We start from the raw sequence: 22761 nt of genomic DNA, 5'->3' as shown, positions 1-22761 counted from the left end.
CAAGATAGCCACTCATAATCTGAGTGGCTTTACTTAACTATAGTTGACCAGCGCTTTAGATTGATTGAGCAAATTCAATTTCGTGACATTAAACTCTGCTTCAAAAGAACAAAGAAGCTTGCAAATCAAACCTCGACTACACCGTCTTCGACTTGTCGACGATACGAATAGGTATCTTCAAAGCGGGATAATATCCAGTCCCCTGCTGTAATCGGTGGATATCCACCTTGTCCTTGTTTTTCAGCCAAACATGAATCTAAAGTTACAATAGGAGTGTCATAGTTAGGCTCAACAAAAAAAGGCATAGAAAAGCGTGTCTTACCTGTAGTAGGACTAGCCACCCTATGTTTTGTCGAACGGTATATATCATTCGTCCAACGCTGCATTAAATCACCGATATTAACAACGAAAGATCCCTCAACAGGAGTTGCGTCAACCCACTTTTCTTGCTTATTCAAGACTTGTAAACCACCACTCTGATCTTGATACAGCAACGTAATACATCCGTAATCAGTATGAGCTCCCGCTCCATTCGTCTCCTCAGTTTGACTGGGGTAATGGAGCATTCTTAACACTGAAATTGGCAAACTGAAGCTTTGAGAAAAGAAGTTTTCCTTTTCACCTAATGCCAATGCCATCGCTTTCAAGATTTTTAATCCTACATCAAGAGTGAGGGAATAATGCTGTCCCACAGCCTGAGCAAAACCCTCAATATTAGGATATTGGTTTGGACCATATAATTTGGCACAACGGCCTACTTGAGAATGATATGGGGAAAGATCCAAAGCCATATCAAATGATTCTTTGCAATCCAGTTCTCCTAACGGATCAAGTTTTTCTGCACTCAGCCTTCCCCAACCACGGTGGTTAGAACTCTTTTCGATAGAAATTTTTTGTTTCTCTTCCTCGGGCAAACTAAACAATAAATTGGCCATCGATTGAATATGGTCGAACTGCTGTTGAGGGATGCCGTGACCAATAACATAAAAAAAGCCAAGTTCACGGCAAGCACTGTCTATCTGTTGAATAACAGGCTGCCAATCTTTTTTATTGTCAGAATTCAGTGGGGAAATATCGATAATCGGTAGCGTCATACTTTCTCCTTGTAGACAACTCTCTTCTACGAGCAACTTTCTAATTTGTAACCAAATAAGCAAAAAGCCGACCAAGTAGACAAGTAGTATCAATCGAGAACCAATAAAGCTTGGAGTAAATATTGAGTAGTGAGAAGAGGGAATACTGCACTAGATTAATGCAAGTGAATGAAGGGATGCACCAACCTAGCCTGTAGAGAGCGAATGATTAGGGATGAGACTTCTCTAAACCAGATACAACAAAGCCCCGACTTTCGTCGAGGCTTTGTCATATGAATTATGGTACCGGTAGGCGGACTTGAACCGCCACGCCCGAAGGCAACGGATTTTGAATCCGTCGTGTATACCAATTTCACCATACCGGCATCTAGGCTATCGCCTTTGATGGTTGGATTATACGGAAGAAACTAACGGGTGCAATAGCAATATACTGAAAACAAAATCGTTTGCTGAATATTTCGCCATATAGTGTGACAAAGCTAAGCTCAGAAGAGAAAATTAAATTCATATCCCCAAAAAGCCTCCCATCTAGAAAGTTTTAAAGGCTATACACCGTAATATCCGAAGCCTAGCCGTTAACAATGTTAGCTAGAACACCATATATCATTTCTGCTCGTCTTCTGCGTTCATGAAGCTGCTAGTATCCAAATTCTTCCAACTCGCTTCTCTGAACTCACCAAAGAACCGTAGATTTCATACAGTTGTTAGATACGACACCAGTAACATACAAGAATCAATTAAAGAGACAAAAATCACATTTAATACAATCCTCTACTGCTTTAAAAAAAATATTCGTGATATTCTGCGCAAAATTTTCAACAAAGCATTGCAGTTTTCAGTTTTCAATCGGACCACAGCTGATTAAGTATGAAACTAAACTCATAAAAGAATGGAGGCATGCTCACACTACGAAGTCGGATTCGAGTCGCAATACAATTACCGGAGTATTAACAATACAGAATATTGACACTTTTATTGTGTGTATAAAAAAATATCCAATTTATTGTAATTTTGTTGTGTTTTGTAGATGTACGCTTGTTTGAGGGTTAGTATTGGTCACTCTGATAACATCTAATGATAATGGAGCTCATCATGTTTTCAGTTGAAAATGTAAAAAGTGGAATAATAATAAAAAAAGGCTCTACTTATGCAGAATTAGATTTTTTAGTACAACCAATCGTTGATACCGAAAGTTCGGAGATTAGATATTTTGAAGTTTTATCTCGAGTAAGTAAACATTCGGGGGAACAGTTAAATAGCGAAGACTTCTTTAGTGAAATTGATGATGAATTTATAAAGCTAGTATCCATTCATCAGATTTATTACTTTCAGAGACATGGTATAGGCAAAGAATTTTCTATTAACTTAACAATGTCAACCCTACTTGACGAACAGTTTATATTGAGCTTGTTGAGTTTCAAAAAGAAGAACTTCATTTTAGAAATAAATGACGTAAACCATGATGTTAGATGTACCATCCTACTTAACAATATCGCTAAACTACAGAGATCTGGAATAAAGATATGGTTAGATGATTATTACCATGAGTACAATAGTGCAAATCTCACATTTGGTTTAATTACGTGGGATAGAATTAAAATCGACAAAAGTGTTTTACATCATAACTCAGACGTTAGTTTATTGGCCGATTCTATATACTATGTATTGCAGCCATACTGCAAAGATGGCTTGATTTTTGAAGGGATCGAGAGCTCATTTCAACACAATGTTGTTAAAGGAGAGAATATTTTAGGTCAGGGGTATTATTACGCCTATCCTGATACATTGAACTCATTCGAAGATAATACATTTCAGCTGAAAAAAGATAAAAATGCTACTTACTAGAAAAATTAAAATATATAACAGCAATTTTAAAGTTAGATTTTTTTCAAAGCATTATCACATAGTGTCAATTCAAGGTGCTATAGGATATATCTCTTATATAGGGAATGTAATAAAAATCCCTAATAATGGATGTGTACTTGTTCCTAAAAACAGTTTAGTTAATTGCGCTATTGTACCTATAAATGGGTGTGAGTTTTATATAAACATTTATAAAATACATAGAGTCCGACGAGACATATTTTTAAAAATAAACTTTGAAAACATATCTGCATTAGCTGAGGTTGAAAATTCAAATTTATTATCAAAGTCAGTTTTAATAGATGCTCTACATGAAAAAATTTATCATTCACTATCTAATGAAAACCGGATATCTGACCGTTCTTATTCTGGAAAAGTATTTAGTGTTATTCGAAAGGATTTATGTAGGCGTTGGGAGCTTGAAGATATATGTTGTATTCTCTATCTATCTAAAACAACTTTATGTAGAAGATTAAAGGAAGAAAATACTTCTCTTTCACAACTTCTAACGACAGCAAGGATGGCTAAAGCAGCGCATTTATTGAAACATAGCTATTTACCTATATCTACCATATCGGATAAGTGCGGGTTCAATAGTAGCTCGTATTTTTGCAAAAAGTTTAAAGACTCTTATGGGTTCCCTCCAAAAGTGTATCGAACTCTAGATGATTAAATACTCTTGACCAACTCCTTTTAATCTAGACTAGTCTGCACTTACCGTTGACCTTGCCGAGGATATGAAGACCAGAGACGATATGTATCAAACGATATTTTAGTATATTGAGGTTGATTATCATCGGACGAGAAGGCAAAGTGCTGTTGGATATCCAAGCCCTGTTAACTTTGAAAAACAAAATGACGCTTAATGAAGTGTCCAATCTGGCTGGATCAATATCCTGCGGCTATCTAATAAGGAATACTCGTTCGCTATGAATACTACTTTGCCACCCGCTGGCTTTTTTCGCCGTTTAGGCGCTTTAATTTATGACTCGTTGATCGTGCTGGCCATTCTAATGATAGCAGGTGGCGTTGTCGTGGCCTTGATGGAAGCTTTGGTTGCCGCTGGTTTAGTGAGCTACGCGCCTTATCAAGATGCCAGTGATCTATTAACAGGCCATCCCATTTGGAGCCCTGTTTATACACTTTACCTTGCGCTAGCTTGGTTATCTTTCTTTGTTTATTTTTGGACTCGAGCTGGACAAACACTCGGAATGAGAGCTTGGAAAATTGTTGTTCGAAATACTGACGGCAATAGAATCACGGTCACGCAAGCGCTAATTCGTCTAGCGACGGCATGTTTTGGTTTAGGCAATCTGACGGTATTAATTGACCCACAGAAACGCAGTTTCCAAGATATGTGGGCAAAGACAGAAGTGGTGGTGTTACCAAAGGTTCGCTAATACCAATTCACGATTTACAGACAATAAAAAGGAAGGCTTAGCCTTCCTTTTTATTTAGAGTTTTCTTCTTAACAACAACAGAGCAATGGTCAAGAACACCAAACTTGGAGCTATAGCGCCAAACACAGGCGGTATGTTGTATACCAAGCTAAGAGGTCCAAAGAATTCGCTGGAAATGTAGAAGGTGAAACCTGCAATTACACCAGACAAAATTCGAGCCCCCATTGTCACACTTCGTAGTGGACCAAAAATAAATGAGAGCGCCATCAGCATCATTACTGCAATAGAAAACGGCTGAGAAATCTTACGCCAGAACGCCAGCTCATAACGGGATGAGTCTTGTTCTGATGCTTTAAGGTAGTGAACATAATCATAAAGCCCACTTAACGCTAACTCTTCTGGTTTTACCGTCACCACAGCCAACTTATCCGGTGCTAAAGCGGTTTTCCAGCGGTATTCCGGCAATGAGTGTTTTGAAATCACGATGTCGTCATTCATATCTGTCACAACAACATCTTTCATTAACCAGTTATTTTCACCAATATAGTCCACTTGCTTTGCGTTATACACCTGACGCAGATGCTTGTTCTCATCAAAACGCCACATGTTCATACCGTAAAGTCGGTTGTCATTGATCTTACCAATAAAGATAAAATCATTGGCATCTCTAGCCCAGACACCCGTTCGAACAGATAAAATCTGTCCACCTGACGTCGCAAAAGAACGTAAATCACGAGCCATTTTCTGCGCTTGTGGAGCACCCCACTCCCCTAAAAGAGTAATGATGATCATGAGAGGGACTGCTGTCTTAAGAACAGATAAACCGATATCCAGCTTAGAGAAACCCGCCGCTTGCATAACTACAAGCTCCGAACTTGCCGCTAATGCACCTAAACCAATCAAAGCACCGAGCAAGGCAGCCATCGGGAAGAACATCTCAATGTCGCGAGGTACGCTAAGCAGGACGAAAATCAGTGCCTGAATCAAATCATACGTTCCTTCACCAACTTTACGCAGCTGTTCAACGTATTTGATAATTCCAGACAAACCGACAAAAGTAATCAGTACCAAGGTGCTCGTGGCTATGATTGTTCGTCCGATATACCAATCTAAAATCTTAAACACGACTTAAGCTACCCTTTTCTTTTGTTTGAATTTGTCTTTCAATCTTCTCACTGCAACACTGTCCATCAGGTTGGCCATAATCGCTGCTAATAACAGAGCTGCATTTATCGGCCACATACCGACAATGGTAGGAATGCTGCCATCTTCAATCGCCGATTTCGTTGCACTGATTGCCAAGAAGTAAGTGAGATAAATTAATATTGCTGGCCCCATCTTGGCAAAACGTCCTTGGCGCGGGTTAACTGCAGATAAAGGAACAACCAACATAGTTAGCAATGGAATACAGACAACCAGAGAAATACGCCACTGAAGCTCGGCTTGTGCTTGTCTGCTTGAATTCTTCACCAGTTCAAGAGTCGGTATCGCTTCCCAGTCTCGACCACGATCTTTGACTTCGCGTTGCCCAATCAAACCTTCGTATTCATCAAACTTGGTCACCATATAATCGACGCGAGTTGGCACACCTTCGTAACGGGTACCTTCGTACATAGTGATCACTTGTCGACCATCACTTAACTCTTTCACATTTCCATAATTTGAAAACATCACACTTGGAAGAATCGACTCACGCGGCGCCAATTGTGCTACAAACACATTTGAGAGTTTACGGTTTTCAATATTATCGATGAAAACGACCGAAGAACCGTCCGGTGAACGTTGAAACTGTCCTTTTTGCAACAAATCAACACTATTTTCAGACGCCAGTTTCTCCATCAAATGTGCTTCTCTATCTTGACTCCAAGGAGATAACCACATCGAGTTAAAAGCAGCCACACTTGCAGTAATAACTGCAAGATACAAGGCAGCACGTACCAAGAACTTATTCCCGATACCCGTTGCATTCATGACTGTTATTTCACTTTCAGCGTATAAACGGCCAAAAGTAAGCAAAATCCCGATATAGAGACTTAAAGGCAGCATTAATAAACCCATTGCTGGCATGTTTAGACCAACAATGGATAAAATCATTCGAGCTGGAATTTCACCGTCGGAAGCATCAGCCAAAACGCGAATAAACTTTTGGCTTAAAAACACTAAAAAAAGTACGAAAAATATCGCAAATTGGCTCTTTAGTGTCTCGCGGATCAAATATCTAACAATAATCACGCTGAAATTACCTATACAAAACTTGTTTTTTTGATGGAATCACTATAATTTCTCGTTGAATCTTTTATTTTTTTAATTTTTGACTAACTGTTAGTACACTTAACAAAGATGTAATCCTGATAAGGATTCAACAAGTGTAGATGCATTATCTAACATTTAGTTCTATTTGTCTTCAAGATGTAGGAGTACGCATGGAGTTCAGTGTTAAAAGTGGTAGCCCTGAAAAACAACGCAGTGCATGTATTGTTGTTGGGGTATTCGAACCACGTCGCCTTTCTCCAGTCGCAGAACAGCTCGATAAAATCAGCGACGGCTATATTAGTTCACTACTTCGTCGTGGTGACCTAGAAGGTAAACCAGGTCAGATGCTTCTTCTGCATCAAGTACCGGGTGTTCTTTCTGAGCGCGTATTACTAGTTGGTTGCGGTAAAGAGCGCGAACTAGGTGAGCGACAATACAAAGAAATCATCCAAAAAACCATCAGTACTTTGAACGAAACAGGTTCAATGGAAGCGGTGTGCTTTTTGACTGAGTTACACGTAAAAGGTCGTGATACTTACTGGAAAGTTCGTCAAGCTGTTGAAGCAACCAAAGATGGCCTATACACCTTTGATCAGTTCAAAACCATCAAGCCTGAAACTCGCCGTCCACTGCGTAAATTGGTATTTAACGTACCAACTCGTCGTGAATTAAGCCTAGGTGAGCGCGCAATTTCTCACGGTTTGGCTATTTCATCGGGTGTTAAAGCTTGTAAAGATTTGGGTAACATGCCGCCAAACGTAGCAAACCCAGCTTACTTAGCTTCTCAAGCGCGTCGCCTTGCGGATGATTACCAAACCGTAACCACCAAGATTATCGGTGAAGAAGAGATGGAAAAACTGGGTATGAGTTCATACCTAGCGGTTGGTCGTGGTTCGAAAAACGAATCAATGATGTCCATCATTGAGTACAAGGGTAACCCTGACTCAGAAGCAAAACCGATCGTTCTTGTTGGTAAAGGTCTGACTTTCGATTCAGGCGGTATTTCTCTTAAACCAGGCGAAGGCATGGATGAGATGAAATACGACATGTGTGGTGCAGCTTCAGTATTCGGCACTATGAAAGCATTGGCGAAACTGAACCTACCGCTAAACGTTATCGGTGTTCTGGCGGGCTGTGAAAACATGCCGGGTAGCAACGCTTACCGCCCAGGTGACATCTTAACGACTATGTCGGGTCAAACCGTTGAAGTACTGAACACAGATGCTGAAGGCCGTTTGGTTCTTTGTGATGCACTGACTTATGTTGAGCGCTTCGAACCCGATTGTGTTGTTGATGTAGCAACGCTAACTGGTGCATGTGTTATTGCATTGGGTCACCACATCAGTGGCGTGGTATCTAACCACAACCCTCTAGCTCATGAACTTGTTAATGCTTCTGAGCAAGCAAGTGACCGTGCATGGCGTCTACCAATGGCTGACGAATACCACGAACAGCTAAAGAGCCCATTTGCTGACATGGCAAACATCGGTGGTCGCCCTGGTGGCGCAATTACCGCGGGTTGTTTCCTGTCTAAATTCGCTAAGAAATATAACTGGGCACACCTAGATATCGCTGGTACCGCTTGGAAATCAGGCGCAGCGAAAGGTTCAACGGGCCGTCCGGTCTCAATGCTTGTCCAATTCTTGCTAAACCGCAGTGGCCAAGAGACCGAGGAATAATCCTCATAGATAAAAAGGGCCGAAAGGCCCTTTTTTAGTAATACGGTTCGATATACAGAAACACTATGTCTACAGCAACGTTCTACATCGTCAAAGAAGATAGCCAGCAAAGCTCTGCACAAGGGTTCAATGATTACGTGGTTTATCTCTGCCAGCACTTTTCCCGTCAAGGCGCAAAAGTGTACCTACAATGTGGCGATAAAGCGCATGCCGAAAGAATTGCGGAATGTTTTTGGCAAGTGGAAGCGAATGATTTTGTTGCGCATAATCTAGTGGGAGAAGGTCCGAAATACGGCACTCACATTGAAATTGGTCATGTAGGCGTGAAACCTTCTTGGAACCGCCAACTGGTAATAAATTTGGCCGATAATCATACAACCTTTGCGAACGCCTTCACAGAGGTGGTAGACTTCGTCCCCTGTGAAGAAAAAGCAAAACAATTGGCGCGTGAACGTTACAAAATGTACCGCCAAGCCGGTTATCAGTTGCAGACAATTGAAATCCAGTATCCTTAACACCAACTGGATAAGAACACATGTTCATCCTTATAGTTAAGCTCTCTTGAAAAAGAGAACTCACTTATAGCGATAGACTTAAATTAACCATCAAAGTATCCATTTAAGAGCACTATGGAAAAGACATACAACCCAACATCAATCGAACAAGATCTGTATAAGACTTGGGAAGAAAAAGGCTACTTTAAGCCTCACGGTGACACATCAAAAGACGCATACAGCATCATGATCCCGCCACCGAACGTCACTGGTAGCCTTCACATGGGTCACGCATTCCAAGATACCATTATGGATACCTTTATTCGTTGCCAGCGCATGAAGGGCAAAAACACCCTTTGGCAAGTGGGTACTGACCACGCCGGTATCGCAACTCAAATGGTTGTTGAGCGTAAGATCGCTGCTGAAGAAGGCAAAACTAAGCACGATTACGGCCGTGATGCATTCATCGATAAAATTTGGGAATGGAAAAACGAGTCTGGTGGCACCATCACTAAGCAGCTTCGTCGCTTAGGTGCATCGGTTGACTGGGATCGTGAACGTTTCACTATGGATGACGGCTTCTACAAAGCGGTTCAGGAAGTGTTCGTTCGTCTATACAAAGATGATCTTATCTATCGTGGTAAACGTCTGGTTAACTGGGATCCAAAACTGCACACAGCAATCTCTGATCTTGAAGTTGAAAACAAAGACGTTAAAGGCAACATGTGGCACTTCCGCTACCCTCTAGCTGATGGTGTTAAGACTGCTGACGGTAAAGACTACATTGTTGTTGCAACCACTCGTCCAGAAACCATGCTTGGTGATACGGGTGTTGCGGTAAACCCAGAAGATCCTCGTTACAAAGATCTTATCGGTAAAGAAATTATCCTTCCTATCGTTGGTCGTCGCATCCCTATCGTGGGTGACGAACACGCCGATATGGAAAAAGGTACAGGTTGTGTGAAAATCACACCTGCGCACGACTTCAACGACTATGAAGTCGGTAAGCGCCACCAGCTACCAATGATCAACATCTTCACTTTTGATGCTAACGTGCGTAATGCTGCGGAAGTATTCAACTCAAACGGTGAAGCGAGCGAAGCATACAGCACTGAACTTCCAGCTAAATACCAAGGTATGGAGCGTTTTGCTGCACGTAAAGCTATCGTTGCTGAATTTGAAGAGCTTGGCTTACTAGACGAAATCAAAGATCACGATCTAACCGTTCCTTACGGTGACCGTGGTGGTGTGGTTATCGAACCAATGCTGACAGACCAATGGTACGTGCGCGCAGGTATTCTTGCCAAGCCAGCGGTTGAAGCTGTTGAAAATGGCGACATTCAGTTCGTACCTAAGCAATACGAAAACATGTACTTCTCTTGGATGCGTGATATTCAAGACTGGTGTATCTCTCGCCAACTATGGTGGGGTCACCGTATCCCAGCTTGGTATGACGCTGAAGGCAACGTATACGTAGGTCGTACTGAAGAAGAAGTTCGTGCAGACAACAACATTCCTGCTGATGTTGCACTAAACCAAGACGAAGACGTTCTGGATACTTGGTTCTCTTCTGCGCTTTGGACGTTCGGCACTCTTGGCTGGCCAGAAAAAACAGACGCACTGAAAGTATTCCACCCATCAGAAGTATTGGTGACAGGTTTTGACATCATCTTCTTCTGGGTTGCTCGTATGATCATGATGACCATGCACTTCATCAAAGATGAAGACGGCAAACCACAAGTACCATTTAAGACTGTTTACGTTACCGGTCTAATTCGTGACGAAAACGGCGACAAGATGTCGAAATCGAAAGGTAACGTGCTGGATCCTATCGATATGATCGATGGTATTGATCTTGAGTCACTAGTAACTAAGCGTACTGGTAACATGATGCAGCCGCAACTTGCTGCGAAGATCGAGAAAAACACACGTAAAACATTCGAAAACGGTATCGAACCATACGGTACTGACGCACTTCGCTTTACCCTAGCAGCAATGGCTTCTACTGGCCGTGATATCAACTGGGATATGAAGCGTCTGGAAGGTTACCGTAACTTCTGTAACAAACTATGGAACGCTAGCCGTTACGTAATGATGAACACAGAAGAGCAAGATTGCGGTTTCGCAGCGGGTGCTGAGCTTGAATACTCTCTGGCAGACAAATGGATCGAGTCTCAGTTTGAACTTGCAGCGAAAGCATTCAACGAGCACATCGACAACTACCGTCTGGATATGGCAGCAAACACTCTGTACGAGTTCATCTGGAACCAATTCTGTGACTGGTACCTAGAGCTGACTAAACCTGTATTGTGGAAAGGCACCGAAGCGCAGCAACGCGCAACACGTCGCACGCTAATCACAGTACTTGAGAAAACTCTGCGTCTGGCTCACCCAGTATTGCCATACATCACTGAAACTATCTGGCAAAGCATCAAGCCGCTAGTAGACGGTGTTGAAGGTGACACTATCATGCTTCAGGCTCTACCTCAGTACGATGCTGCGAACTTCAACCAAGAAGCGTTAGATGACATCGAATGGGTGAAAACCTTTATTACTGCGATTCGTAACCTACGTGCAGAGTACGACATCAACCCAGGTAAACCACTTGAAGTGATGTTGAAAGTTGCCAACGAGCAAGATGCTGCGCGTCTTGAAGCGAACAAACAAGTACTGGTTTCTCTAGCGAAACTGGAAAGTGTTCGCGTGCTTGCTGCGGGTGAAACCACACCTGCATGTGCAACGGCACTGGTAGCGAAATCTGAGCTGATGATCCCAATGGCTGGTCTAATCGATAAAGATGCAGAGTTGGCTCGTCTAGCGAAAGAAGTGGCGAAAACCGAAGGCGAAATCAAACGTATCGAAGGTAAGCTAGGTAACGAAGGCTTCGTTGCTAAAGCGCCTGAAGCAGTTATCGCGAAAGAGCGTGAAAAGCTTGAAGGTTACAAAGACACTCTAGCGAAGTTAGAAGAACAGAAAGCAACAATTGCTGCGCTTTAATCTAAGCTAACAACCAAACTAAAAAGGCAGCCTAGGCTGCCTTTTGTTTATCTAGTGACGATTTCAAACCACTCTGTTTTGCTCTTTGCCAGCCACAAACGCCTCAATGTTGCTGATCAGAATCTGTGCAAGCTGGCTGATTGCGGAATCACTGCCCCATGCGACATGAGGGGTCAGTAGCAAGTTTGGCAGATCCATATTCGCTAACAGCGGATTATCAATATCCGCAGGTTCCTGAGTAAACACATCCACACCTGCCCCTGCAATTTGACGCTTCTTCAGCGCATCCACCAGCGCAATTTCATCCACCAATCCACCACGACCAGTATTAATAAGAATCGCGTTAGGCTTCATCTGAGCAAATTCTTGCTCAGCAACCATATTGCGCGTCTCTTCACTTAACGGGCAATGTAGTGATATCACATCCGCCTGCTTTAAAACCGTTTCAAATGGCAAGTAGCCATCTCGGCACTCTGCCGCGCCTTTACGCTCTGCAAATACAACATTCATACCCAAGGCTTTAGCCAACTCAGCCGTTGCTCGACCTAAGGCTCCACCGCCAATGATGCCCATTGTTGAGCCAGCTATATCACCAATAGGATGGGTGAAGAAACAGAACTGCTTATTACGCTGCCATTCTCCAGCAGCGATATCATGGTGATAGCCCATCAGATTACGACGAAGGGCAAACATCATTCCAATGACATGCTCTGGTACAGAACGAGTGGCATACCCTTGAACATTACTAACCGCGATGTTGTTGGCTCGGCAATGCTCAATATCTACGTTATTCACGCCTGTGGCTGAAACTGCAATCAGCTTAATATTTGGCTGCTGCGCCAAAACATCACCAGTGAGGACTACTTTGTTGGTTATGACGATATCTGCGTTGTAAATGCGCTCAAATACCTGTTCTGGGCTGGTAAAGTCGTATTCTTGCCACTCATGTTCTACGGTAAGGCGAGGTAACTCGATATGCTTGGGAATGGTTGCACGATCTAGGAAGACAATTTTCGGGGCTGACATAGTTTCTCCTTTATTACCCTTTCTCGTTGAACTTGCAGCGATTTAGCCTGCAACGCCAACGAGTTAGGGTAGCTACCTAGATTCAAGTTTTAGGTAGCGTTTTATAATCCGGTAATTTTCTCTCAGGATCGAAATGCTGCAAAATTTCTTCCTGTGCTTCGGGATAAAAGTCACAAGGTACAAAAATACTTCGTAGCCAGTGGCTGCGAGGGTGATAGAAACTCAACTCAGCAGCGTGTAGCTCCAAGCGGTCGGTATAATCAATGGCTTCTTGAGGCGCGTAAAACTCGTCGCCAACAATAGGGTGACCTAATGCCATCATATGAACGCGCAATTGATGAGAACGACCAGTGATAGGAAGCAAACGCACAACCGTGGTTTTTTCTTCACGCTTAACCACATGGAACATGGTTTGTGACGGTTTACCGTTTTCAAAGCAAACCATCTGTTTAGGACGATTTGGCCAGTCGCAAATCAATGGAAGGTCAATCATGCCTTCGTCCTGCTCAACAATACCCCACACGCGGGCGTAATAGATTTTATGCGTCAGGCGATATTGGAACTGCTTTTTCAGTGCCGATTCCATATAGGTATTTTTGCCAAACAGCATCAAACCGGATGTCGACATATCTAAACGATGCACGACTTTCACGTCTGGGTATTGTTCAACTAGGCGACTCCACATACTGTCATAATGCTCTTCCAGTCTACCGGGAACAGACAGCAATCCAGACGGTTTATTAACCGCAATAATGTAGTCATCCTCATATACCACATCAATCCACGGATCCGTTGGTGGGTGGTATTCAGTCATCGCCATGAAAGTCATCTCAAATAAAAAAATCGCCGCATTATAACAGCTAAACAGCCCACTGTTAGCTGCAAAATGGCGTAACTATTTGCACGCCAAATGTTTCAACCATACGGAATACGAAAAAATATGCCAATGGTTTGTAAATATAAATTGACACAAAAAGCAGCTGTGATATTGATGTGTAGTATTGACATTAAAGTCATCCTGACCAGTTCAGCTGGCGGGCTATAAAAATATATTGAACACAACATCATAATTCTAAGGAATAACAAGAATGGAAAACGCCGTATCATATCCATCAGAACAACGGCTATCTTTATCTCAATTACTACGCTCTTTAGGGCCAGGGATAATGATGGCTGCCGCGGCTGTTGGTGGCTCACATCTCGTTGCATCAACCAAAGCTGGCGCTATTTATGGCTGGCAATTGGCGATACTGATTCTGCTGGTAAACTTATTTAAATACCCATTTTTTAAAGCAGGTGTTCAGTACACCATGGGCACAGGTGAAAGCCTTGTCGAAGGTTATGCCAAGCTCGGTAAACCTTACCTATGGGTATTCACAATCCTTGCTGTATTCTCGGCTGTGGTAAACACCGCTGCGCTACTAATGTTCAGCGCGAGTTTACTTGGCTACTTCGTACCGTTTGATCTTTCGCTTCCTGTGTTATGCGGCATTGTATTAGTCACCTGCTTAGTGATTCTATTTGCTGGTCATTACAAGGCTTTGGACACGTTATCTAAAGTGATCATGGCAGTGCTGACCATTGCAACATTGCTGGCTGTTGTCATTGCAGCGGCAAACGCTGCGCCGGTTAGCGCTGTCGCTGCTGAAACGCCTTCTCCATGGACGATCGCTGCGATTGGTTTCCTCGTGGTAACAATGGGCTGGATGCCAGCACCAATTGAAATTTCAAGCCTGACTTCTGTATGGCTGAAATCTCAATGCCGCCATCAAAAAGTAACAGCTCAATCTGCATTGTTTGACTTCAATGTTGGTTATATCGGTACAGCAATTCTAGCGATAGTTTTCCTAGCACTCGGTGCATTGGTATTGAACGGTACTGGTGTGGAACTATCAAAATCAGGAATTGGCTTCTCTCATCAACTTGTTGGACTTTACGCGTCAACCATCGGTGAATGGTCTCGCTACCTAATCGCGGTTATCGCCTTCTTCTGTATCTTCGGTAGTACGATTACGGTTATTGATGGCTACTCACGTGTTATCGCAGAATCACAACGCTTGATCAAAGAAGACAAAGAGCAAAGCCCGAAAGTTCTACAAACATGGATGATTGTGGTTTCTGCAGCTTCGTTAGCAATTATTGTATTCTACGCGTCAGCGCTACTACCAATGCTGGACTTCGCAATGGTCATGGCGTTTATGACGACACCAATATTCGCTCTACTGAACTACATCCTAGTCACTAAAACTGTACTGCCAAAAGAGCTAGCGGTTGGTCCGAAACTGAAAGCACTGTCTATCCTAGGTCTGGTGTATCTGTTTGGATTCCTAGCACTGTTCATCTGGTGGAAGTGGATTATGTAATTTAGCCAGCGCCTTGAATTTCAAGTCGTTTGGATAGAGTACCAATAGATAAACAAAAGGCCTTCAGATGAAGGCCTTTTTACTATTTAGTGTTTTACTACTGAAAATGCTGCTTAGTTGTGTGCAACGACAATCAGACGAAGCGAATCTAGCTGGTATTGCGCTTGTGTGATGTAGCCAGAAAGCTCACTAATTTGCTGCTCTATGACTTCAATCTCTTCATCACGAATGTTCGGGTTGACCGCTTTCAGCGCCTGCAAGCGCTCCAGTTCAGAGTTTAAGCTGTGCTCCATCTCTTTCTGTGCTTGTTCACGAATCGCTTTCACTTCTTCAACAGCAAAAACTTCACTTGCTGTGATCAGGCGATGTACATCGTTTTGTACACTGCTAACCAGTTTGCTCGCCAAATGACGATTCACAGGGCTTAACTGACGGTTAAAGCCTTCAAACTCAACTTGGCTTGAAAGGTTATTACCACGAGCATCCAAAAGAATACGAATCGGTGTTTGCGGTAAGAAACGGGAAATACCGCTACGCTTCGGTGCCTGAGCATCCACTAGGTACACCAACTCCAACAAAATCGTACCTACTGGCAGAGATTTGTTCTTCAGCAGAGATACCGCAGACGTACCCACACCTTCACTCATCAGCAGATCAATACCACCTTGGATCATTGGGTGTTCCCAACTGATAAAGTGCATATCTTCACGCGACAGAGCCGTATCGCGATCAAAGGTGATCGTCGCACCTTCATAAGGTAGGCCCGGATAGCTTGGTACCATCATATGTTCGGATGGCGTCACTACAAGCGCATTTTCACCGTGGTCATCTTGGTTCAAACCAATGGTATCAAACAGGCTTAAAGCAAAAGTCACTAGGTTAGTATCACCGTCTGTCGAAGCAATCTTCTCTGCGATTTCCAACGCTTTTTCACCGCCATTCGAATGCATTTCCAGCAGACGATCGCGACCATGCTCTAACTGAGATTTCAGCGTTTTGTTCATTTTCGCTGACTCTTCAATGATCTCATCCAGATCATCACCGCCACCAGCAGCTAAAACAGGAACTAAGCGTGATACAAATGCATCATAAACCGCTCGACCAGTCGGACACGTTTCAGCGAAAGCATTCAGACCTTCATCGTACCAACGAGCCAGAATACCTTGAGATGTGCCTTCAAGATAAGGAACAAAAATATCAATGTCGCGCTGCTGACCGATACGATCCAAACGACCGATACGTTGCTCAAGCAAGTCAGGGTTAAATGGCAGATCAAACATCACCAGCTGACTAGCAAACTGGAAGTTACGACCTTCTGAGCCGATTTCGCTACAGATAAGAACCTGAGCCCCACCCTCTTCCTGAGCAAAATACGCAGCCGCTTTATCTCGCTCAATGATCGACATTCCTTCGTGGAATACGGTTGCGCGGATGCCTTCGCGTTCACGAAGCGCTTGCTCTAGTTGCAATGCGGTACTCGCGCGCGAAGCAATCACTAGGATCTTCTCGCTGCGTTTTTCTTTTACTTTTTCAATCAGCCAGTTCACGCGTGAATCAAACTGCCACCAGCTTGAGTTCTCACCTTCAAACTCTTGGAAGATCTCTTCTGGATAAAGCATTTTCATCGCACGAGCTTCAGGAGTGATCTTGCCGCCAATCAGTCCAGACACACGCATAGACGTTTCATACTGCGATGGAATTGGCATCGGCATCAAATGCACATTACGCGTTGGGAAACCTTTCACCGCTGCACGTGTATTTCTAAACAGAACACGACCCGTTCCGTGACGATCCATTAAGTTATCAACCAACTCTTGGCTTGCAGAAGCTTTCTCTTCATCGCTTGCCTGACTTTCCAGAACGCGGAATAGCGGCTCTACGTCTTGTTCAGAGAGCAGTTCGGTGATTTGGTTTTTTGCTTCATCACTGAGCTTCTGTCCAGAAAGCAAAGCGCTCACAGCATCTGCGACAGGCGCATACTGCTCTTCTTCCTGAACAAAAGCGTCGTAATCGTAGAAACGGTCAGAATCCAGCAGACGTAGACGCGCAAAGTGACTCTCACGACCAAGCTGTTCAGGTGTTGCGGTTAGAAGAAGCACACCCGGTGTACGCTCTGCTAGACCTTCAATCACCTGATATTCACGGCTTGGGTTATCCTGAGACCACTCAAGGTGATGTGCTTCATCGACAACCAGTAAATCCCACTCAGCTTCTAATGCTTGCTCAAAACGCTGACGGCTCTTACGTAAAAAGCCCAGCGAACATAATACGTATTGTTGAGTTTCAAATGGGTTGTCAGCTTCCGCGAAAGCTTCAACGCAACGCTCTTCATCAAAGATAGAGAAATGCAGGTTAAAGCGGCGCATCATCTCTACCAGCCATTGGTGCTGCAGTGTTTCAGGAACCACAATCAGAATGCGTTCCGCGCGACCAGAAAGAACCTGTTGGTGGATGATCATACCGGCTTCAATGGTTTTACCCAAACCCACTTCATCAGCCAGCAAAACACGCGGCGCATAGCGGCGACCCACTTCATGAGCAATATAAAGCTGGTGAGGAATCAAACCTGCACGCATACCACACAAGCCACGCATTGGGCTCTTGTGTTGCTGAAATTGGTTAGTCAAAGAACGGTAACGCAACACGAAGTTATCCATGCGATCAATCTGACCTGCGAACAACTTGTCTTGTGGCTTGTTGAATCGAATTTGGTTGCTCAGGAAGATTTCACGCAGAGCCACACCTGACTCTTGTGAATCTTCACGAGTTCCGAGGTAGGTAAGCAAGCCCTGATCTTCAACCACTTGCTCAACTTTGAGTGACCAGCCTTCTTGGCTATCAATAACGTCGCCGACATTAAATGTCACTCGTGTTACCGGAGCGTCATTGCGAGCATACACTCGGTTTTCTTCTGACGCTGCAAACATAAGAGTAACAGTTCGCGCATCCATTGCTACGACGGTACCTAAACCTAAATCGCTTTCCGTATCGCTAATCCAGCGTTGCCCCAAAGCAAAAGTCATTAATCGACTACCTCATCAATTTGGATTGGATAATTATAAGTAGAAATCTGCCGCATAGAGAATTCAGCTCCTAATTATGATCGCTTTAGGAGGGTGCAGCAGAAAAAGGTCGCTAATCTTACTTGATGGCGTGATACAGGTCACGTTGATTCCCAGCATTTTTTCTTCAAATGTCAGATGACATCAAACTGTAAGAAACCAGTGGCATTTCTTAGATAAGACGTTGCTATACTCAACTCAGATAAACAGATAAAACCGAGTGAAAATTTGGCACAAAGTCTGCTTATCAAAACAGTGAGTATCAACTCGGGTTTGCAGTAAGTCGCAATAGATCGAAAGCCTACCCAAAGCGTACGATTCGTTGCGACCTCTGGCTGCAGACATCCTCTGATAGCAAGCTATGCGATAGCAAGGAGACGCTTATGGGCGATACCGATCGGAAACTGTTTGTACTGGATACCAATATCCTACTTCATGAACCTCTAGCCATTTACTCCTTCCAAGAACATGATGTGGTCATCCCCATGACCGTCCTCGAAGAACTCGACCGAATCAAAGACAGCAAACGCGACGTTGCGCGTGATGCTCGCGTGGCGATTCGAGCGTTAGAGAATTTGTTTCACGATGCGACACCAGATGAGATATCAGAAGGGATCCCTTTTACCAAACAAAGCAGTGCGACCGGCACCATTTCAATCTTAGCCGACTATGACGTTCATGAAAGCGTGAAAGCTTTCACCGACAAAGAAGGCGACAACCGTATACTTAACGCTGTGCTCCACTTGCAGAACAAACGTGCTCCTCGCTCGGTTGTCCTGATCACCAAAGACATCAACATGCGTCTGCGTGCCAAAGGCGCTGGCGTACGTTATGTTGAAGACTATCGTACAGACCAACTGATTGATGACGTCCAGTACCTCACCAAAGGTTTCCAAACTCGACCGGGAAACTTCTGGGATGACATTGAGAATGTAGATAGTTATGCACTTGAAGGCAAAACCTACCACAAACTTGACCGAGAACCGTTTGAACCCACTTACATCAACCAATATGTGATTGACGAAGAGAGTGATTTTGCTGCGCGAGTAGAAACCATCTCAGAAGACAAAATTACTCTGCGAGACCTGAGCCGAGAGCGCATGATGCACCGCAAAGCTTGGGATATCACACCAAAGAATATATATCAGGCCATGGCGTTAGATGCTCTGCTCGATCCTGAAATTGATTTGGTGATTCTGACCGGTGCTGCCGGTAGTGGTAAAACACTACTTGCGATGGCGGCAGCACTAGAGCAAACCGTTGAGAAGAAGATGTTTGATAAGATCATCGTCACTCGTAACACACCGGATATCGGTGAATCTATTGGCTTCCTTCCGGGTACGGAAGAAGAAAAAATGATGCCTTGGCTGGCGGCAGTCACCGACACGCTTGAGGCTTTACATAAGAATGACCACTGCACTGAAGGCTCTTTGAAATACATTGTCGATAAAGCCAATATTCAGTTCAAATCAATTAACTTTATGCGCGGGCGCTCAATACAAGACGCCTTTGTGTTGCTTGATGAGTGTCAGAACCTTACGGCTTCACAAATCAAAACCATCATCACTCGCTGTGGTGAAGGCACCAAGATTGTGTGTTCAGGTAACCTTGCACAGATCGATTCACCATACCTAACCCCTGTTACTTCGGGTTTAACCTATATGGTTGAGCGCTTCAAAAATTTTGAAGGCAGCGCCAACATCCACCTCAACGGTGTCGTTCGTAGCCGCTTGGCTGAATTCGCCGAAGAGAATTTATAAGCACATTTGGCGAGATGTTAAGCACATCTCGCCTTTTATTTAAAATAATTATTCACTTTTATAGCATTTCTATGTTTAACTAGTCCTACTCGTTATTTGTATTTAAGGACTGAGTCATGGCTTTCAATTTACGTCACCGCAATTATCTTAAACTGCTTGATTTTACGCAGAAAGAAATCCAATTCTTACTGGATCTCTCTGCTGATTTAAAACGAGCAAAAAAAGCGGGCACTGAGCAAAAAAACTAATCGGTAAAAACATCGCGCTCATTTTTGAAAAAGCCTCTACTCGTACCCGCTGTGCCTTTGAAGTGGCCGCTTTTGATCAAGGCGCACAGGTCAGCTACCTTGGCCCTTCAGGCTCGCAAATTGGCGATAAAGAATCGATGAAAGATACCGCACGCGTATTGGGCCGTATGTACGATGGCATTCAATATCGCGGCTTCGGCCAGGAAATAGTAGAAGAATTGGGTAAATATGCTGGTGTTCCGGTTTGGAATGGCTTAACCGATGAGTTTCACCCAACTCAGATTCTGGCAGACTTTTTAACCATGCAAGAATACTCTCGCGGCAAACCACTCAGCGAAGTTAAGTTCGCTTACCTAGGAGATGCCCGTAACAACATGGGTAATTCCCTCATGGTTGGCGCGGCGAAGATGGGTATGGATATCCGCTTGGTTGCACCAAAAGCGTACTGGCCGGATGCCGAGTTGGTGCAAACATGCCAAGAATTAGCCAAAGAGAGCGGCGCAAAAATCACCCTCACGGAAAATGTTGCGGAGGGCGTCACAGGTTGTGATTTTCTTTACACCGACGTTTGGGTCTCTATGGGTGAAGCACCAGAAGCTTGGGATGAGCGTGTTGCTCTAATGAAGCCTTATCAGGTCAATATGGATGTGATCAAAGCCACTGGTAACCCACATGTGAAGTTCATGCACTGCTTACCAGCGTTCCATAACGATGAAACCACTATTGGTAAGCAAGTGGCTGAAAAGTTTGGTATGAAAGGCTTGGAAGTGACAGAAGATGTGTTTGAATCCGACTATTCAATTGTGTTTGATGAAGCAGAAAACCGCATGCACACCATTAAAGCAGTGATGGTTGCAACGCTGGGCGATTAGCGAGGAGATAAATTACGTAATCGCTTGCGTCACTAAAAACAAAGCGTATAATTCCCAGCAATTTGTCTAGGGGGCCCAATGAAATTGATGCATATTGACTATCGTGCAGCTAAAAATTTCGGTAAGCAATTACGCTTACAGGGCAAACTGTTTTCCCCCGTTGTTGAATTTTAAAGCCTCCCTTCTTGGGGGGCTTTTTTATGACTTTAAGAAAATGATAGGGAAGAAGATCATGGCTAACTCGCTTTATAAAAAGCACATCATCTCCATTTCTGAGCTTTCAAGACAAGAATTGGAATTGATTGTTCAAACTGCCGGCCAGCTTAAAGCTGAACCAAAACCTGAGCTGATAAAGAACAAAGTCGTTGCAAGCTGTTTCTTTGAGCCGTCGACTCGTACGCGCTTATCATTTGAGACGGCGATTCAGCGTATCGGTGGCAGCGTCATTGGCTTTGATAATGGCGGTAACACCTCGTTAGCAAACAAAGGGGAAACACTGGCGGATTCCGTTCAGATTATTACCTCTTATGTGGATGCATTTGTTATGCGTCACCCACAAGAAGGTGCAGCACGTCTTGCTTCTGAGTTTTCGAATGGCGTTCCTGTCATCAATGCGGGCGACGGTTCAAACCAACACCCGACTCAAACTCTTCTCGATTTGTTTACTCTGTATGAAACTCAAAGTCGACTAGACAATCTGAACGTTGCTTTTGTCGGTGACTTAAAATACGGACGCACCGTGCATTCACTTGCTCAAGCTTTGGCTAAGTTTGATAACAACCGTTTCTTCTTTGTTGCTCCAGACGCATTAGCAATGCCTGATTACATCTGTGAAGAACTGGATGAAGCGGGTGTGGAATACAGCTTACACAGTGATATGGAAAGCGTGATCCCAGAACTCGATATCCTGTACATGACTCGCGTACAGAAAGAACGTTTTGACCCATCTGAATACTTACATATTAAGTCAGCTTTCGTTCTGACCGCTGCAATGCTTGAAAATGCCCGTGAGAATATGAAGGTTCTTCACCCACTTCCTCGTGTTGACGAAATCACCACCGACGTTGATAAAACACCTCATGCTTATTTCTTCCAGCAAGCGAACAACGGTGTTTATGCGCGTGAAGCACTGTTAGCCCTAGTTTTAAACGAATCACTGTAATCGGAGACTGTCATGAGTAAAGAAACCAAACTACAAGTCGAAGCCATCAAAAACGGCACAGTGATAGACCATATTCCGGCACAAGTGGGCATCAAAGTTCTCAAACTGTTTGATATGCACAATACCCAGCAGCGAGTGACTATTGGTTTAAATTTGCCATCGTCTGCTCTTGGGCATAAAGATCTGCTAAAGATTGAAAACGTGTTCATCAACGAAGAACAAGCGAACAAGCTTGCACTTTACGCTCCACACGCAACGGTAAACCAAATCGAAAACTACGAAGTGGTGAAAAAGCTTGCTCTGGAGCTGCCAGAGAAGATCAACAGCGTGTTTGCTTGTCCAAACAGCAACTGTATTTCTCACAATGAACCGGTAGAAAGCAGCTTCCGTATTGTCGAAAAAAATAACGATATTCGCCTGAAATGTAAGTACTGTGAGAAAGTGTTCTCCCGTGAAATCGTGACCGAACGCGAGAACTAATCAAGGCT

The 22761-nt window shown here is 43.7% G+C and carries 16 protein-coding genes, 1 tRNA gene and 2 pseudogenes; 12 read left to right on the top strand and 7 right to left on the bottom strand.

All coding sequences use genetic code 11. The annotated features are described in order from the left end of the window. Positions 1–125: 125 nt before the first annotated feature. Both P4S58_RS01295 and P4S58_RS01290 read right to left on the bottom strand, forming a co-directional pair. The gene (locus P4S58_RS01295; protein WP_102962917.1) at positions 126–1094 is read right to left on the bottom strand and encodes an isopenicillin N synthase family dioxygenase; all 969 of its coding nucleotides are present in this window, start codon (positions 1092–1094) and stop codon (positions 126–128) included. 280 nt (positions 1095–1374) lie between these two features. After that, a tRNA-Leu gene (locus tag P4S58_RS01290) sits at positions 1375–1459 on the bottom strand. A gap of 727 nt (positions 1460–2186) precedes the next feature. Between P4S58_RS01290 and P4S58_RS01285 the strand changes: the two genes are divergently transcribed. The 4 genes and pseudogenes from P4S58_RS01285 to P4S58_RS01270 all read left to right on the top strand — a co-directional run bounded on the left by P4S58_RS01285 (position 2187) and on the right by P4S58_RS01270 (position 4357). Further along, on the top strand, positions 2187–2939 hold the full coding sequence (locus P4S58_RS01285; RefSeq protein ID WP_042490337.1) for an EAL domain-containing protein: 753 nt from the start codon (positions 2187–2189) through the stop codon (positions 2937–2939). Beyond that, the gene (locus P4S58_RS01280) at positions 2926–3630 is read left to right on the top strand and encodes a helix-turn-helix transcriptional regulator (RefSeq protein ID WP_102954034.1); all 705 of its coding nucleotides are present in this window, start codon (positions 2926–2928) and stop codon (positions 3628–3630) included. The genes P4S58_RS01285 and P4S58_RS01280 overlap by 14 nt, the downstream gene beginning before the upstream one ends. A gap of 70 nt (positions 3631–3700) precedes the next feature. Beyond that, positions 3701–3823, top strand: a pseudogene (locus P4S58_RS01275) (IS3 family transposase); the annotation flags it as partial. Between the two features lie 63 nt (positions 3824–3886). Beyond that, positions 3887–4357 (top strand): RDD family protein, encoded by a 471-nt coding sequence (locus tag P4S58_RS01270; protein ID WP_042485412.1) that lies wholly within the window; start codon positions 3887–3889, stop codon positions 4355–4357. Positions 4358–4411: 54 nt separating this feature from the next. On the opposite strand, the gene lptG is transcribed toward P4S58_RS01270, so the two are convergent. After that, positions 4412–5482: an LPS export ABC transporter permease LptG gene (gene lptG, locus P4S58_RS01265; RefSeq protein WP_102962916.1), complete on the bottom strand. Its 1071-nt coding sequence runs from the start codon at positions 5480–5482 to the stop codon at positions 4412–4414. 3 nt (positions 5483–5485) lie between these two features. After that, positions 5486–6589: an LPS export ABC transporter permease LptF gene (gene lptF, locus P4S58_RS01260; protein ID WP_042485407.1), complete on the bottom strand. Its 1104-nt coding sequence runs from the start codon at positions 6587–6589 to the stop codon at positions 5486–5488. A gap of 191 nt (positions 6590–6780) precedes the next feature. Here lptF and pepA point away from each other — a divergent pair, with 191 nt between their 5' ends. The 3 genes from pepA to P4S58_RS01245 all read left to right on the top strand — a co-directional run bounded on the left by pepA (position 6781) and on the right by P4S58_RS01245 (position 11780). After that, complete coding sequence (gene pepA / locus P4S58_RS01255; protein ID WP_102962915.1) at positions 6781–8289, top strand: leucyl aminopeptidase; 1509 nt, start codon at positions 6781–6783, stop codon at positions 8287–8289. A gap of 65 nt (positions 8290–8354) precedes the next feature. Further along, positions 8355–8804: a DNA polymerase III subunit chi gene (locus P4S58_RS01250; RefSeq protein ID WP_102962914.1), complete on the top strand. Its 450-nt coding sequence runs from the start codon at positions 8355–8357 to the stop codon at positions 8802–8804. A 114-nt stretch (positions 8805–8918) separates the two neighbouring features. Continuing rightward, entirely contained in the window at positions 8919–11780 is a 2862-nt protein-coding gene (locus tag P4S58_RS01245; protein ID WP_102962913.1) for a valine--tRNA ligase, read from the top strand. A 63-nt stretch (positions 11781–11843) separates the two neighbouring features. On the opposite strand, the gene P4S58_RS01240 is transcribed toward P4S58_RS01245, so the two are convergent. Then, positions 11844–12806 carry a D-2-hydroxyacid dehydrogenase gene (locus P4S58_RS01240; RefSeq protein WP_102962912.1) on the bottom strand — a complete coding sequence of 321 codons (963 nt, stop codon included), beginning with the start codon at positions 12804–12806 and terminating at the stop codon, positions 11844–11846. A gap of 82 nt (positions 12807–12888) precedes the next feature. Then, positions 12889–13626 (bottom strand): pseudouridine synthase, encoded by a 738-nt coding sequence (locus P4S58_RS01235; RefSeq protein WP_042485391.1) that lies wholly within the window; start codon positions 13624–13626, stop codon positions 12889–12891. A gap of 268 nt (positions 13627–13894) precedes the next feature. On the opposite strand from P4S58_RS01235, the gene P4S58_RS01230 reads away from it, so the two are divergent. Next, positions 13895–15169, top strand: a complete 1275-nt coding sequence (locus tag P4S58_RS01230) for an Nramp family divalent metal transporter (RefSeq protein ID WP_102962911.1) — start codon at positions 13895–13897, stop codon at positions 15167–15169. 113 nt (positions 15170–15282) lie between these two features. Here the strand turns inward: P4S58_RS01230 and rapA are convergent, their stop codons facing one another. Continuing rightward, on the bottom strand, positions 15283–18192 hold the full coding sequence (rapA, locus tag P4S58_RS01225) for an RNA polymerase-associated protein RapA (protein ID WP_102962910.1): 2910 nt from the start codon (positions 18190–18192) through the stop codon (positions 15283–15285). 422 nt (positions 18193–18614) lie between these two features. Here rapA and P4S58_RS01220 point away from each other — a divergent pair, with 422 nt between their 5' ends. The 4 genes and pseudogenes from P4S58_RS01220 (at position 18615) to pyrI (ending at position 22753) form a co-directional block, all read left to right on the top strand. Further along, positions 18615–19991, top strand: a complete 1377-nt coding sequence (locus P4S58_RS01220; RefSeq protein WP_042485383.1) for a PhoH family protein — start codon at positions 18615–18617, stop codon at positions 19989–19991. Positions 19992–20107: 116 nt separating this feature from the next. Next, positions 20108–21111: pseudogene (gene argF / locus P4S58_RS01215) on the top strand (ornithine carbamoyltransferase). A 232-nt stretch (positions 21112–21343) separates the two neighbouring features. After that, on the top strand, positions 21344–22273 hold the full coding sequence (gene pyrB, locus P4S58_RS01210) for an aspartate carbamoyltransferase (protein ID WP_102962909.1): 930 nt from the start codon (positions 21344–21346) through the stop codon (positions 22271–22273). Positions 22274–22285: 12 nt separating this feature from the next. Continuing rightward, positions 22286–22753, top strand: a complete 468-nt coding sequence (gene pyrI / locus P4S58_RS01205) for an aspartate carbamoyltransferase regulatory subunit (RefSeq protein WP_042485375.1) — start codon at positions 22286–22288, stop codon at positions 22751–22753. Positions 22754–22761: the final 8 nt, after the last annotated feature.

The sequence above is a fragment of the Vibrio sp. Hal054 genome (assembly GCF_037162405.1).
Lineage (GTDB): Bacteria > Pseudomonadota > Gammaproteobacteria > Enterobacterales > Vibrionaceae > Vibrio > Vibrio diazotrophicus.
Note: the sequence above shows the minus strand (reverse complement) of the source record. Positions and strands in the feature narration are given on the sequence as shown.